The organism is Citrobacter sp. Cf087, assembly GCF_030334285.1.
Classification (GTDB): domain Bacteria; phylum Pseudomonadota; class Gammaproteobacteria; order Enterobacterales; family Enterobacteriaceae; genus Citrobacter; species Citrobacter freundii.
Map to the genome: position 1 here is coordinate 770,864 of NZ_JAOWED010000022.1, position 14,168 is coordinate 785,031.

General features: G+C 50.7%; 16 protein-coding genes. 9 read left to right on the plus strand and 7 right to left on the minus strand.

Features of this window, described 5'->3' with window-relative positions:
- Window positions 1-74 precede the first annotated feature (74 nt).
- The 3 genes from marB to marR are packed head-to-tail and all read right to left on the minus strand — an operon-like array spanning window position 75 to window position 1,160.
- A complete protein-coding gene (gene marB, locus OGV57_RS05820) occupies window positions 75-293 on the minus strand; it encodes a multiple antibiotic resistance protein MarB (RefSeq protein ID WP_054528372.1) in 219 nt (72 codons plus the stop codon).
- Window positions 294-323: 30 nt separating this feature from the next.
- Window positions 324-707: an MDR efflux pump AcrAB transcriptional activator MarA gene (gene marA, locus OGV57_RS05825; RefSeq protein WP_003032424.1), complete on the minus strand. Its 384-nt coding sequence runs from the start codon at window positions 705-707 to the stop codon at window positions 324-326.
- A gap of 18 nt (window positions 708-725) precedes the next feature.
- Window positions 726-1,160 (minus strand): multiple antibiotic resistance transcriptional regulator MarR, encoded by a 435-nt coding sequence (gene marR, locus OGV57_RS05830; RefSeq protein ID WP_003032426.1) that lies wholly within the window; start codon window positions 1,158-1,160, stop codon window positions 726-728.
- A 257-nt stretch (window positions 1,161-1,417) separates the two neighbouring features.
- Here marR and OGV57_RS05835 point away from each other — a divergent pair, with 257 nt between their 5' ends.
- Window positions 1,418-2,083, plus strand: coding sequence for a MarC family NAAT transporter (locus OGV57_RS05835; RefSeq protein ID WP_003032428.1), 666 nt, complete (start codon window positions 1,418-1,420; stop codon window positions 2,081-2,083).
- Window positions 2,084-2,119: 36 nt separating this feature from the next.
- Here OGV57_RS05835 and OGV57_RS05840 read toward each other — a convergent pair whose 3' ends face one another.
- Both OGV57_RS05840 and ptrR read right to left on the minus strand, forming a co-directional pair.
- Complete coding sequence (locus tag OGV57_RS05840) at window positions 2,120-3,316, minus strand: sugar transporter (protein WP_003032430.1); 1,197 nt, start codon at window positions 3,314-3,316, stop codon at window positions 2,120-2,122.
- A 222-nt stretch (window positions 3,317-3,538) separates the two neighbouring features.
- Window positions 3,539-4,414 carry a putrescine utilization regulator PtrR gene (ptrR, locus tag OGV57_RS05845; RefSeq protein WP_003032431.1) on the minus strand — a complete coding sequence of 292 codons (876 nt, stop codon included), beginning with the start codon at window positions 4,412-4,414 and terminating at the stop codon, window positions 3,539-3,541.
- A gap of 103 nt (window positions 4,415-4,517) precedes the next feature.
- Between ptrR and sad the strand changes: the two genes are divergently transcribed.
- From sad to OGV57_RS05880, 7 genes are all read left to right on the plus strand, one after another.
- Window positions 4,518-5,906, plus strand: coding sequence for a succinate-semialdehyde dehydrogenase (gene sad / locus OGV57_RS05850; RefSeq protein ID WP_044699824.1), 1,389 nt, complete (start codon window positions 4,518-4,520; stop codon window positions 5,904-5,906).
- Window positions 5,907-6,009: 103 nt separating this feature from the next.
- Complete coding sequence (locus OGV57_RS05855; RefSeq protein ID WP_054528373.1) at window positions 6,010-7,587, plus strand: methyl-accepting chemotaxis protein; 1,578 nt, start codon at window positions 6,010-6,012, stop codon at window positions 7,585-7,587.
- A gap of 62 nt (window positions 7,588-7,649) precedes the next feature.
- On the plus strand, window positions 7,650-8,576 hold the full coding sequence (gene glsB, locus OGV57_RS05860) for a glutaminase B (RefSeq protein ID WP_003032436.1): 927 nt from the start codon (window positions 7,650-7,652) through the stop codon (window positions 8,574-8,576).
- Window positions 8,576-8,935 carry a DUF4186 domain-containing protein gene (locus OGV57_RS05865; RefSeq protein ID WP_003032437.1) on the plus strand — a complete coding sequence of 120 codons (360 nt, stop codon included), beginning with the start codon at window positions 8,576-8,578 and terminating at the stop codon, window positions 8,933-8,935. The genes glsB and OGV57_RS05865 overlap by 1 nt, the downstream gene beginning before the upstream one ends.
- An 80-nt stretch (window positions 8,936-9,015) precedes the next feature.
- A complete protein-coding gene (locus OGV57_RS05870) occupies window positions 9,016-9,543 on the plus strand; it encodes a GNAT family N-acetyltransferase (RefSeq protein WP_003032438.1) in 528 nt (175 codons plus the stop codon).
- Window positions 9,544-9,649: 106 nt separating this feature from the next.
- Window positions 9,650-11,101 carry a tagaturonate reductase gene (locus OGV57_RS05875; RefSeq protein ID WP_054528374.1) on the plus strand — a complete coding sequence of 484 codons (1,452 nt, stop codon included), beginning with the start codon at window positions 9,650-9,652 and terminating at the stop codon, window positions 11,099-11,101.
- Between the two features lie 215 nt (window positions 11,102-11,316).
- Window positions 11,317-12,231: a bestrophin family protein gene (locus tag OGV57_RS05880; protein WP_046670674.1), complete on the plus strand. Its 915-nt coding sequence runs from the start codon at window positions 11,317-11,319 to the stop codon at window positions 12,229-12,231.
- On the opposite strand, the gene OGV57_RS05885 is transcribed toward OGV57_RS05880, so the two are convergent.
- A complete protein-coding gene (locus OGV57_RS05885; protein ID WP_003836296.1) occupies window positions 12,228-12,605 on the minus strand; it encodes a GFA family protein in 378 nt (125 codons plus the stop codon). The genes OGV57_RS05880 and OGV57_RS05885 overlap by 4 nt on opposite strands.
- 131 nt (window positions 12,606-12,736) lie before the next feature.
- On the minus strand, window positions 12,737-13,495 hold the full coding sequence (gene tam, locus OGV57_RS05890) for a trans-aconitate 2-methyltransferase (RefSeq protein ID WP_003836295.1): 759 nt from the start codon (window positions 13,493-13,495) through the stop codon (window positions 12,737-12,739).
- 110 nt (window positions 13,496-13,605) lie between these two features.
- Here tam and OGV57_RS05895 point away from each other — a divergent pair, with 110 nt between their 5' ends.
- The gene (locus tag OGV57_RS05895; protein ID WP_016150236.1) at window positions 13,606-14,139 is read left to right on the plus strand and encodes a GNAT family N-acetyltransferase; all 534 of its coding nucleotides are present in this window, start codon (window positions 13,606-13,608) and stop codon (window positions 14,137-14,139) included.
- Window positions 14,140-14,168 lie beyond the last annotated feature (29 nt).

Genomic DNA, 14,168 nt, shown 5'->3' on the forward strand with positions numbered 1-14,168 from the left:
TGCGACAGAGGCAACAGATTTATTACCTCCGGTTCGTTAACTGACAAGTATTACGCAGTAGCGGGGCAATAAAATTACAGGTTGCGCAGATTGTAATAAGGCACACCTAATTCGTCGGACTTGTCGCTGCCTGCACCCATATGATTAAAATCGAACGGGGACTGATCGTGCGCAGGGGGCATAATCATCGCGTCGCGACTGTTCTGTGTGGCAGGTTGCGCGGTCTGTTCCGCCATGCTCTGACCCGAAACAACAAACAGCAGGGCCAGCATTGCATAAGACAGAATTTTCATGATTTCCTCGGTTACGTCGTTAACTGGCGATTAGCAATTACATTGATTGAGTGGAAGCAAATAGCGCGATTCGCCATGCATATTCGTCATACGGTATTTGTGCGGCGGAACATCAAAATAGTTTTTGAATGTCCGGGTCAGCGTCTGCTGAGACTCAAAACCGTAACGCTCTGCCAGATAAAGAATGGGCTCGTTACTCTCTTTTAATTTTTGCGCTATTTCAGTCATTTTACGGCTGCGAATGTATTGACCCAGTGAATGACCGGTTTCTTTTTTAAACATCCGTTGCAGGTGCCATTTGGAGTAACCTGAACGCTCAGACACTTTTTCCAGTGAGAGCGGCGATTCAAGGTTATTTTCGATCCAGTCCAAAATGCTATGAATAGTGATTGTGTCAGTATTGCGTCTGGACATCGTCATACCTCTTTCTGTTTACGGCAGGATTCTCTTAAGCAAGTGCTCAAGTGTGGCTACTTCATCCGCCGTTAAGTTTTTTGTTAGTTCCTGGTGCAGGTCTTGCCCTACTAATTGATGACACTGCTCGCAAATTGCTGCGCCATGATCGGTGAGTTTTACCAGCACGCCACGCTTATCATGTGGATTCGGAAGCCTTTCTATCCAGCCTTTACAGGCCAGTCTGTCCAGCATCCGCGTCAGGGCGCCAAGGTCGACAGACAGCACTTTTTTCAATTCGACAGGGGTGATGCACACCGCGCAACGGATGGAGCAGAGCACCTTGAACTGCGATGCCGTGATATCCAGCGGTGACAGATAGTCGTTTAGCAAACGATCTTTTTTCTGATTAACCATATAGATCAAACGACCCAGTGGGATGATTTCGTTAAACAGATCACTGGTGTTTTTCACAATGGTTGCCCTGGCAAGTAGTTAGTCACGGCTGATATTATTGCTTAGGCAAATATAAGTCAAACGAATGGATCCGCAAATGCCACGTTTTGCTAAATCATCAGACTAAATACCTGGCGAGTGGAATTTTAACGGTTTGATAATTATGGTTTATACGTGCGGATGAAAAATGAATCCTTACATCACGAAAATGGCTTATCTCGCGGATTTCACCGTATACTTGCCGCTGACGATTAACGCACAGGAAAGATGACATTATGATGGACTTGTTTAAAGCAATAGGACTGGGGCTGGTAGTCCTGTTACCGTTGGCAAACCCGTTAACCACCGTGGCGTTGTTCCTTGGCCTAGCCGGCAATATGAACAGCGCAGAGCGTAACCGTCAGTCACTCATGGCATCTGTCTATGTATTTGCCATTATGATGGTGGCGTACTACGCCGGGCAGGTGGTAATGAATACGTTCGGGATTTCGATTCCCGGGTTACGTATTGCGGGTGGGTTAATCGTTGCGTTTATCGGCTTCCGGATGCTGTTTCCACAGCAGAAGGCGCATGATTCTCCGGAAGCGAGAAGCAAGTCTGAAGAGCTGGAAGACGAACCGACGGCCAATATCGCTTTTGTACCGCTGGCTATGCCAAGCACTGCCGGTCCGGGGACGATTGCGATGATCATCAGCTCCGCGTCCACCGTGCGTCATGGTTCCGAATTTCCGGACTGGGTGATCATGATCGCGCCGCCGATTATTTTTGCGGTTGTCGGGATTATCCTGTGGGGCTGTTTGCGCAGTTCCGGGGGGATCATGCGGCTGGTCGGTAAAGGTGGTATCGAAGCGATTTCTCGTTTGATGGGCTTCCTGCTGGTGTGTATGGGCGTGCAGTTTATTATTAACGGCGTGCTGGAAATTATCAAAACCTACGCTTAAAACACTATGCCCGGTAATATTTACCGGGCATATTTTTTATGAATGCTGAGGCTGTTCTTCCAGTGATACCGGCCATTTACGAAAGATAATCACCGACCATATCAACGCGGCAACGGCAGGCACTGCGCCGACGTAACCAATCGTAGACATCGACCAGTGCAAACTCACCTGATTGCCTACCAGCGCGCCAGCGCCAATACCGATATTAAAGATTCCTGAGAACAGCGCCATTGCGACGTCAGTCGCATCCGGAGCAAGCGCCAGAACTTTCACCTGCATACCCAGGCCTATCAGCATGATGGCGACGCCCCAGAAAATACTCAGGATGGCAAGGTGCATTTCGCTGTCAGCGGCGGGAAGTAACAGTACCAGGCATATCGTCAACAGGGCAATGGCACTGCTAATCAGTACGGACGCATGCAGATTACCCAGCTTACCGAAAATGACGCTACCGACAATTCCCGCACCACCCAGAACCAGCAACAGGACAGTAGCAAAGTTTGCGCTCAGGCCCGCGACGGTCTGCACGAACGGCTCGATATAGCTGTAGGCCGTATAGTGCGCGGTGACCACAATCACCGTCAGTAGATACAGACTCATCAATGCCGGGCGATGGAATAACACGGGCAGGCTTTTTAAAGAGCCGGAGTGCTCACTGGGTAGTTTGGGCAGGAGCTTAATCAGGCAAAGCAGGGTAACTAACGCCCCCATACCGATGGCGAAGAAGGTTGTGCGCCAGCCAAAATACTGACCGACGATACGCCCGATGGGCAGCCCCAATACCATCGCCAGCGCAGTGCCAGTGGCAATCAGGCTGAGAGCCTGTGCACGTTTCCCGGCAGGAGCCAGGCGAATTGCCAGCGATGCGGTGATCGACCAGAAAATAGCGTGCGCAAAGGCAATACCAATACGGCTAATTACCAACACGGTAAAATTCCATGCCAGGAAAGAGAGCACATGGCTGGCGATAAACACAACAAACAGACAGATCAGAAGTTTTCGGCGCTCTACCTGACTGGTAAGTAACATGAAGGGGAGCGACATCAGGGCAACAACCCAGGCGTAGATCGTCAGCATGATCCCGACCTGAGCGGTCTGCATATTAAAGCTTTGTGCGATGTCGGAAAGCAAACCGACAGGGACAAACTCTGTGGTATTGAAAATAAAACCGGCAATGGCAAGCGTAACTACCCGTAGCCACGCGACCTTGCGGGAAACAGTGTCTGTTGTCATATCAAATAAGAGGATTAGCTGCGAAAAGGTAAGGCCACGATCTTAAAACGTTTGCTGGCGAAAATACAATCATTTTGTGATGCGGATCTCATTTCATTGGCAGGGCGCTACAATTTGCTGCCGAACATTCCTCATATTTTTAAGTATTTCAATAATAATGAAATTCCGGGCGTATGACTTCACCCGGATATACAGTTATTCATGTTCTTTGAGGATAGCCAGCTACTCCGGGCTCTGTGATAACTGAGGGTTCAACACCTCAATAAACGCTTCCAGCTGCCGCGTCATTGCACCTCTGCGCCAGACCAGCCATGTATTCAGCCAGCGCCAGTTCTCGCTTAGCGGCCAGGCGTTGACCTGATGATGCCCTGGCATGCTCTCCAGCATCGAACGCGGGATCAGTGCGATACCCGCTCCGGCAATGACGCAGGCCAGCATACCGTGATATGACTCCATTTCGTGAATGGTGCCGGGCATGGCGCGATCGGCATGAAACCAGCTTTCAAAATGGCGGCGATAGGAACAGTTGGCGCGAAAGGCGTAAATACTGCAACCGTTGACGTCGCTGGCCCGCTGAATAGGAGGATGACCGTTAGGAGTGACAATCATCATCTCTTCACGGTAGACCGGCATTCCTTCAAGGCCTGGATGGGTAATTGGGCCATCGACAAAGGCAGCGTTCAATGTACCGTCGAGCACGCCGTCCAGCATTGTGCCAGAAGGACCTGTCGCTAACGCGAACTGAATTTTGGGGTAACGCTGGTTATATTCAGCCAGCGTGGCGGGGATGCGTACTGCTGCCGTACTTTCAAGCGAGCCGAGAGAGAAGAGTCCTTGCGGCTCATCCCCGGCGACGACCATCCTGGCTTCCTCAACCAGCGCGAGGATCCGCTGGCTGTAGCGCAAAAAGTTGTGCCCGGATGGGGAAAGCCGCAGACGCTGGTTTTCACGAATAAACAGATCAACACCCAGGTCGGCTTCAAGCTGACGTATACGGGTGGTGAGATTAGATGGCACGCGATGAACCTTCGCAGCGGCCTGCGTAATACTGCCAGTTTCCGCGACGGCATTAAACATTTCCAGCTGCGTCAGATCCATAATTTTCTCTATTCGTGAATGGTATGGTTAATATTATTCATTTTTCAGAAAGAGTAAATATGCTCATGATATAACCATACCCTGCGATAAAGAGAGGCACTTAATGACTATCACAGCAGCAACACATGCGATTTCCATTGACCCTACCAGCGGTGAAAGACTGACGGCGACGCCGTGGGCCAGCGTGGAAGAGATTGATCATGCGCTGAACCTTGCAGCGAATGGCTATAGCGAATGGAAACACACTTCCGTTGAGCACCGTGCGCAAATGCTGCGCCATATTGGGCAAGCTCTGCGCCATCGTGCGGAAGAGATGGCGCAGTGTATCTCACGTGAAATGGGTAAACCCATTAAGCAGGCGCGGGCTGAAGTCGCTAAGTCAGCTGCGTTGTGTGACTGGTACGCCGAGCATGGACCGGTGATGCTCAGTCCGGAACCCACGCTGGTGGAGAATAACCAGGCGGTGATTGAGTATCGTCCGGTAGGAACTATTCTGGCGATCATGCCGTGGAACTTCCCACTCTGGCAGGTAATGCGAGGTGCCGTCCCGATTCTGTTGGCCGGAAATGGTTACCTGTTAAAGCATGCGCCTAACGTAACCGGCTGTGCTGCAATTATTGCGCAGGTTTTCGCTGATGCGGGTGTACCCGTGGGGGTTTACGGTTGGGTGAATGCCGATAACGCAGGGGTCAGTCAGATGATCAATGACCCGCGTATCACGGCGGTAACGGTAACGGGTAGTGTTCGTGCTGGTGCGGCGATTGGCGCCCAGGCGGGGGCCGCGTTGAAAAAATGCGTTCTTGAACTGGGGGGCTCCGATCCGTTTATTGTCCTTAATGATGCAGACCTCGATCTGGCCGTTAAGGCGGCGGTCGCCGGGCGTTATCAGAATACCGGGCAGGTTTGTGCGGCAGCCAAACGCTTTATTATCGAAGAAGGGATAGCGGCAGAATTTACTTCACGCTTTGTGGCCGCTGCGAGCGCGCTCAAAATGGGCGATCCGCTGAACGAAGAAAACGATCTGGGGCCGATGGCGCGATTTGATCTGCGTGATGAGTTGCACCAGCAGGTTGAAGCCACCCTTGCCGAAGGGGCGCGGTTACTTCTCGGCGGGGAAAAAATTGCGGGTCATGGTAATTACTATGCCGTGACGGTACTGGGCGATGTTACTCCAGAGATGACGGCGTTCCGCCAGGAACTGTTTGGTCCAGTTGCGGCAATTACTGTGGCGAAGAATGCGGAACATGCCTTAGCGCTGGCGAATGACAGTGATTTCGGCTTATCTGCCACGGTGTTTACTGCGGATGAAGTGCTGGCGCAGAAGATGGCGTCACGCCTGGAGTGTGGTGGCGTATTCATCAATGGTTACAGTGCCAGCGATGCCCGCGTTGCGTTTGGCGGTGTGAAGAAAAGTGGTTTTGGCCGAGAGCTTTCGCACTTTGGTTTGCATGAGTTTTGTAACGTGCAGACCGTCTGGAAAAACCGCCTTTGATGGTGTAGGTGCCTCCGCTGGGGGCACCTGTCTTATTTCTGCAATTTTTCTGTCATTTACTCTCCGTACACTCGCGTCTAACGCTTTGATACAGATGAGTAATATGAACATAACGCAAATTTTCCGTCGTCTTATACCCCGTCAGTTTGGTCTGTTAACCGGCATTTTTTGCATTATTGCGCTGTTCTCTATTTTGCAGGTCGCGTCCTCCTTAATGCTTTCGGCCTCAGTCAGCGGCGCACAGCATAATGAAGAACGTAATCAACTCGCGCTTATACAGCAGGCGAAGGTTGATGAAGCGCGGGTGGCGTTATTATCTGCCAGCGATTTACTTAACCGTGCGGGAGTTTATTTTATGCAGGATGCCGCCACCGGTTCGGACGGGAGTTGGCGTCCGTTAATGGAAGAGGCATACCGGGCGCTGGCGCAGTCAAAAAGTGCATGGGATGCCTGGCGGGATATGAAACCGCAGCCGGATCCGGATCTAACGGAGAGCTATCAGCGTTTTTATAGCGGTATTCAGGAGCAGGCGGATGGGCTGATGCAGTCAGGTTCCATTGATGCGTTTTTTGCCGTACCCGTGCAGGCCTTTCAGACGGACTTTAACGCTAATTACGCGCGCTTTCAGCAGCACAGTGGGCGACATGCGGAAGCTGGGCGTCAGCAGCTGTTGACCAGTCTTGAGCGTTTACAGAATCTATTTTTGTTTATTCCTCTCGTGCTGGTGGTTATCGCCTTTCTGGTCTGGCGCAGTATGTCCCGTTGGGTGATTATGCCACTGCGACGGCTGATCGATCATATCGATATTTTAGCAGCGGGGGACCTGTCTCGCCCGGCCCCGCAGGTAAGTCAGTTTAACCGGGAAGTGACGCAATTAAGTTCGCGTATTGCTGCAATGCAGCAAGGTCTCTGCGCGCTGGTGCAGCAGGTGAACGATGCCACCACTGCAATGGTAGAAAATATCAACGAACTTGCGCAGAACAATAAACAGCTATATCAGCAGTCGGCGAAACAAAGTGAAGAGTTAAGCAGCGTGACATCGCATATTTCGTTGCTGGAAATGCATGTTGAGGATAACAGTGGCTTTGCTGAACTGGCGAATCAACGCGCTGTGCAGGCGCGAGATGTTGCGGCAGGCGGGGACCGAATGATGGCGACGGTAAATACGTCAATGCAGGCGATTGTGACACGTTCGTCTGAAATGCGAGGGATTACAACGCTTATCGACAACATTGCATTTCAGACAAATATCCTGGCTCTTAACGCGGCAATCGAGGCAGCACATGCTGGGGAGCAAGGGCGTGGGTTTGCCGTGGTTGCAAAAGAAGTTGGGCTGCTGGCGCGAAAAAGCGGTCAGTCTACGCAAAACATTCAGACACTGATTAAACACTCGTTACAGGGCATTGAAGAGGGCTTTCACGCGGTTAACGGACTGGATAAGAATTTGCAGCAGGTTATCGCACTGGTTGAGAATCTTGGCGCGTTGCTGAACGACATTTCGACTGCAACCTTAAATCAAGGGAACAATATTCACCAGTTGACTCGAAAGCTGCATGTCCTGAACGGCGAAGCCCGGCAAACCAGCGAACTGGTGAATGCTGCATCTGACTCTTCCTTGCAGCTACACCATGAATCCCGCCAGCTTATGCAGGCCGTGGCCAGATTCCGCCTTCCGGCCTGACGCTGCGTATTCAGCTCTGTTATACTCGCAGGCCTTTCATACCTGCGAGCAAGGAGCATGTTGTGGCCAGGGCCATGGACAATTCAATTTTAGAGACCATTGTGCAGCAGGTTCGTCCGCTGATTGGTCAGGGTAAAGTCGCTGATTATATTCCGGCATTAGCCTCTGTCGACGGTTCAAAACTGGGTATTGCTATCTGTACCGTTGATGGACAGCACTATCAGGCGGGAGATGCGCAAGAACGTTTTTCTATTCAGTCGATTTCAAAGGTGCTCAGCCTGGTCGTGGCAATGCGTCACTATCAGGAAGAGGAGATTTGGCAGCGTGTCGGCAAAGATCCTTCTGGCCATCCTTTTAACTCCCTGGTGCAGCTGGAAATGGAGCAGGGTATCCCTCGCAATCCCTTTATTAACGCCGGGGCGCTGGTGGTTTGCGATATGTTGCAAGGGCGTCTAAGCGCACCGCGTCAACGGATGCTGGAAGTGGTACGTGCGTTAAGCGGTGTTTCGGATATCGCTTATGATGCGACGGTCGCGCGATCAGAGTTTGAACACTCGGCGCGTAATGCCGCAATTGCCTGGCTGATGAAATCCTTCGGCAATTTTCACCATGACGTGACCACCGTTTTGCAAAATTACTTTCACTACTGCGCGCTAAAAATGAGCTGTGTGGAGTTGGCGCGAACCTTTGTCTTTTTGGCAAATCAAGGGCATGCCTTTCATCTTGCGGAACCCGTGGTGACGCCGATGCAGGCCAGGCAGATCAATGCGCTAATGGCGACCAGCGGCATGTATCAGAACGCAGGGGAGTTTGCCTGGCGGGTCGGGCTTCCGGCGAAATCTGGTGTGGGGGGCGGCATCGTGGCGATCGTGCCTCACGAGATGGCGATTGCTGTCTGGAGTCCGGAACTGGACCCGGCGGGAAATTCACTGGCCGGTATCGCCGTGCTGGAGCAATTAACACAACAGCTGGGGCGTTCGGTTTACTGATGAATACGCTCGATCCTCTTTTTGCCCGGCTGGCGAAATCAACGTTTCGCTCGCGGTTTCGTCTTGGTCAGAAAGAAAGGCAGTATTGTCTGGATAAAGGGGCGCCGGTTATCGAACAACATGCTGCGGATTTTATTGCTAAACGACTGGCTCCTGCGTTTCCCGCCAATGATGGTAAACAAACTCCCATGCGCGGTCACCCGGTATTTATCGCTCAACATGCTACGGCAACATGCTGTCGAGGGTGTCTGGCGAAATGGCATGATATACCTAAGGGCGTAGCGCTAAACGATGAACAAAAACGTTACGTTGTCACGGTTATTTATCACTGGTTAGTACTTCAGATGAACAAGCCATAGATAACATTATCCTATGATATGACCCCTTGTGTTGTGTAATTGTTAAAAGCAGTATGAAGGGGTCAATCTAAGGAGAAACCATGGCTTCCGGTAAACCCTGCTTTGTGCTGAGCGCGGCACAGATTCTGTCGCGAATCGACGAGCTCAGCGATGTTCTTGAACGGTGCGTCAATGACGGTGCCTCCATCAGTTTTATGCTGCCCTTTAATCGCGAAAAATCAGAGCCTTTCTGGATGAACGTCGCGCAAAGTGTTTCTCGCGGAGAACGGATCGTTCTTGGTACGCAAAACGCGCAGGGGGCGCTTGTCGGTACCGTCCAACTCATTATCGATCAACCTGAAAATCAACCTCATCGTGCTGATGTTGCCAAACTGCTGGTTCACCCCTCAGCGCGACGCGGTGGCCTGGCTCGTGAATTGATGAACGAACTGGAAAGTTGCGCGCGTCAACAAGGTAAAACGCTGCTGGTGCTTGATACGGCGACGGGCAGTGGCGCGGAGTTGTTCTACCACAATTGCGGGTGGAAAAAGGTAGGGGTGATACCTGACTATGCCCAAATGCCCGATGGGACGCTGACCGGGACCACACTTTTCTATAAAACGCTCTAATTTGTCGCCGGGGATTGATCAAAACAGGGTTTCAATGTATTAAAGTTTGCTAACCTATTGGACCAATTCAATCATGTTGTATGACTAATCATAAAGGGAACCCATTGTGCAAACACTAAATCGTCGCGATTTCCCCGGTGCTCAGTATCCTGAACGCATTATTCAGTTTGGTGAAGGAAACTTCCTGCGCGCCTTTGTAGACTGGCAGGTTGATCTGCTGAACGAACATACCGATCTGAACGCTGGTGTGGTCATTGTTCGTCCTATCGAAAGTACCTTCCCGCCATCGCTGAGTACGCAGGATGGCCTCTATACTACTATCATTCGTGGTTTGAATGAGAAGGGCGAGGCTGTCAGCGATGCTCGTCTAATTCGTTCAGTTAACCGTGAAATCAGCGTCTATAGCGAATACGATGAGTTCCTGAAGCTGGCACATAATCCTGATATGCGTTTTGTGTTCTCTAACACCACGGAAGCAGGTATCAGTTACCACGCGGGCGATAAGTTTGACGACGCGCCAGCGGTAAGTTATCCGGCTAAACTGACGCGTCTGCTGTTCGAACGCTTCAGCTATTTTAACGGCGCATTGGATAAAGGCTGGATTATCATCCCTTGCGAACTGATTGATTATAACGGTGATGCGCTGCGTGAACTGGTTCTGCGCTACGCTCAGGAATGGACGCTGCCGGAAGCGTTTATTCAGTGGCTGGATCAGGCCAATGCATTTTGCTCTACGCTGGTGGACCGTATTGTTACCGGCTATCCGCGTGATGAGGTAGCTAAGCTCGAAGCTGAACTGGGCTATCATGATGCTTTCCTCGACACGGCAGAACATTTCTATCTGTTTGTCATTCAGGGGCCGAAGTCATTAGCCGCAGAACTACGTCTGGATAAGTATCCGCTGAATGTCCTGATTGTGGATGACATCAAACCGTACAAAGAGCGCAAAGTGGCGATTCTCAACGGTGCTCACACTGCGCTGGTTCCTGTTGCCTGGCAGGCAGGGTTGGACACCGTGGGCGAGGCGATGAATGACGCAGAAATTTGCGCCTTCGTTGAAAAAGCTATTTATGAAGAAATCATTCCGGTACTGGATTTACCGCGCGATGAGCTGGCGTCCTTTGCCAGTGCGGTGACGGGGCGTTTCTGCAACCCGTACATCAAGCATCAGTTGTTGTCGATTGCCCTGAACGGCATGACTAAATTCCGTACCCGCATATTGCCGCAACTGCTGGCAGGGCAACAGGCCAGCGGTAAACTGCCTGCGCGTTTGACGTTTGCGCTGGCGGCGTTGATTGCGTTCTACCGCGGGGAGCGTAACGGTGAGTCTTATCCGGTCCAGGATGATGCGCCCTGGATTGAACGTTTCCAACAACTGTGGAGCCAACATCGCGATCGCCAGATAAGTACTGAGGCGTTGGTGCGTACTGTACTGGCGGTCAAAGAACATTGGGAGCAAGACCTGACCCAGGTTTCTGGGCTGGTGGAGCAAGTTTCTGCCGATCTGGATGCCATCCTGGCAAAAGGTATGCGGGAAGCCGTTAAGCCACTGTGCTAAGACGACTACCGACAACCCGGCTCAGGCCGGGTTTTTTCTGGATATAAATTAGTTACAACATACTGTATTATTTATGTCATTAACCCAGTCTGTAACTTCCGTGCGGCTTCGTTTTGAGCAGGGCAAAAGTTGTTTGGATAATGTTGCGATTAACTTGCAACATTGATCGCTATCGCGTCTAATGTGACGGATTTCACATTTTCCCGAAGATAACCATGATCGTTCGTCCCCAACAACACTGGATGCGCCTGATATTCGTCTGGCACGGTTCCGTATTATCCAAGATTTTTTCACGTCTGCTGCTGAACTTCCTGCTTTCCATCGCCGTTATTATCATGTTGCCCTGGTATACGATGCTGGGCATTAAGTTTACCCTTGCGCCGTTCAGCATTCTCGGCGTGGCGATAGCTATTTTTCTGGGGTTTCGCAATAACGCCTGCTATTCACGTTACGTTGAGGCCCGACACCTGTGGGGGCAGTTGATGATTGCTTCCCGATCGCTTCTGCGTGAGGTAAAAACCACGTTACCTGACGATGCAGAACTGGGACAGTTTGTGCGTCTGCAAATTGCATTTGCTCACTGTTTACGCATGACGTTACGTCGAAACCCACAGGCGAAGCCGTTAGCGAAATATCTTAGCGAGAAAGATTTGCAAACGGTATTTGCCGCACAATCCCCGGCAAACCGTATTTTGTTGCTGATGGGGGAGTGGTTGGCCGTACGCAGACGTAATGGTCAACTGTCTGACATATTATTTCACAGTTTAAACAATAGGTTAAATGATATGTCTGCAGTACTGGCCGGTTGTGAGCGGATTGCTAATACCCCGGTGCCGTTTGCTTATACCTTGATCCTTCACCGTACTGTGTACCTGTTTTGTATCATGTTGCCATTTGCATTGGTGGTCGATCTGCACTACATGACACCGTTTATTTCAGTGCTTATTTCCTATACTTTTATTTCGCTCGACACGCTTGCAGAAGAGCTTGAAGATCCGTTTGGCACTGAGAACAACGATCTGCCGCTGGATGCGATTTGCAATGCAATCGAAATCGATTTGCTGCAAATGAATGATGAAACAAATGTGCCAGCAAAGCATATGCCGGATAAGCACTATCAACTCACTTAGCGACGTTCGTTTTGCCACCACGCGGGCTGCATATCGGAAAACGAATGAAACTCCGGTGCAAGGTCTTCATCGTTAGGATCGTCAAAAGCACCGGCTAAAAGCGCAATGACCGGGGCGTCATCGATGGCGCCCACGGAACTGCCGCACTGAGGGCAAAAGGCCCGACTGGTCGTTTCTGATGAGCGCCAGGTTTTCGGTTTTCCGGCTTTTCCCGTCCATTCTACATTTTCTGCATCAAACTCAATCCAGACGACGGTAGGCGCGCCCGTATGTTTCCGGCATATATCGCAGGAGCAGGTATGGGAATTATTAGGACTGCTGGCTGTGAAACGGATCGAGCCACACAGACACCCACCAATGTAGACTTTAGACATAACAACCCCCGTCAGAAACATATTGCAAGACACTAGCAGAAGCCAGACATAGCCACTAGATCCTTATGATAAAAAGGCGAGGGTACGCATGGCTGATAGTTTATTCCTGTGATCTGCCAGATGATAAACGCTTAACTATTGCGTCTGGCAACAATAAACAATCGCGGAAATGCCAGTAAAATTTTGCCGTTCTCCTGCAACGGATATTGTTCCTGGAGCAGTTCATGGTAGCGCGCCAGGTAATGACGTTGCTCGCTTTCGCTCAAATCCTGCAACCAGGGGCGCAGGCCCGTCGAGCTTACCCAGTCGATAATTGCCTGATGCGAATCCATAATGTGATAATACGTTGTACGCCAGATATCTACATCACAACCCGCTTCGGTCAAAATATCATAGTAGGCGTGAACGCCAGGAAGCGGAGCACGGCCACGGTCTGGGTAATCTTGTTCATAAGCCACTTCGCGCATCAATACATGCGTTGGCTCCAGCCAGTTATCTGGCATTTGCACGGCCAGAACGCCATTGTGACTCAGTTGTGAGACCAGGTGCGGGAATAATTCATAGTGATCGGGTACCCACTGTAACGATGCATTGGCATAAAGCAGATCCACGGGGTGCTCTGCCTGAAACGTACTGATATCCGCTTCAATAAAATGGCATTTTGGTAATGTGTTGCGCGCTTCATTAAGCATCGCGGGTGAGGTATCAACCCCAGTTATTTGAGCTGAAGGCCAGCGCTGATGCAGTAATGCTGTACTGTTTCCCGGGCCACAGCCAAGATCGACAACTGAACGAACACTTTCTAACGCCACTCTGCTAAGTAATTCCGCTGCGGGTCTTGAACGTTCAGTTTTATATTGCAAATAAAGCGAAGGGTTCCAGTCGGCCATGTATGAATCTCCAGTATAAGAAGAAAAGGCGGAAAGGGGGTTCATTAGTCCTTGCCGATGAGCAGCTTCTTTTAGAAGATTATATGAAAATGAATGATAAGGGCAGATTTATGCTGGAAACATCGAGACTGATTCTCCGTCAGTGGGAAGCGAAAGACAGAGCGCCATTCGCCGCGTTAAATACCGATTCCGATGTGATGCGTTTTTTTCCGGCTCCATTGCTACGGACGGAAAGCGACAATCTTGCCGCAAGATTCCAGGAAGGCATTACAGAGCGCGGCTGGGGATTTTGGGCCGTTGAACTACAAGAAACACACCAGTTTGTGGGCTGCGTAGGTTTACATCCACAACCTGATAAGTTTCATTTTTCACCCTGTACTGAAATAGGCTGGCGTCTTGCGAAATCATTCTGGCATCAGGGGTTTGCATTGGAAGCTGCTGAAGCCTGCCTGACTTTTGCTTTCGAGGAACTGGCGTTAACTGAGGTGGTTTCTTTTACTTCGGTGCTGAACAAACCGTCTGAGAACCTGATGATACGCCTTGGCATGAGTAAAGCAGAAGAGTTTGTGCATCCCGCGTTGCCGCCAGATCATCGATTAGCACAACATGTTCTGTATCGTCTGATACGCAGCAGCGCCGTTTAACACTATGTTTCAGTTGCACAAGGACGACC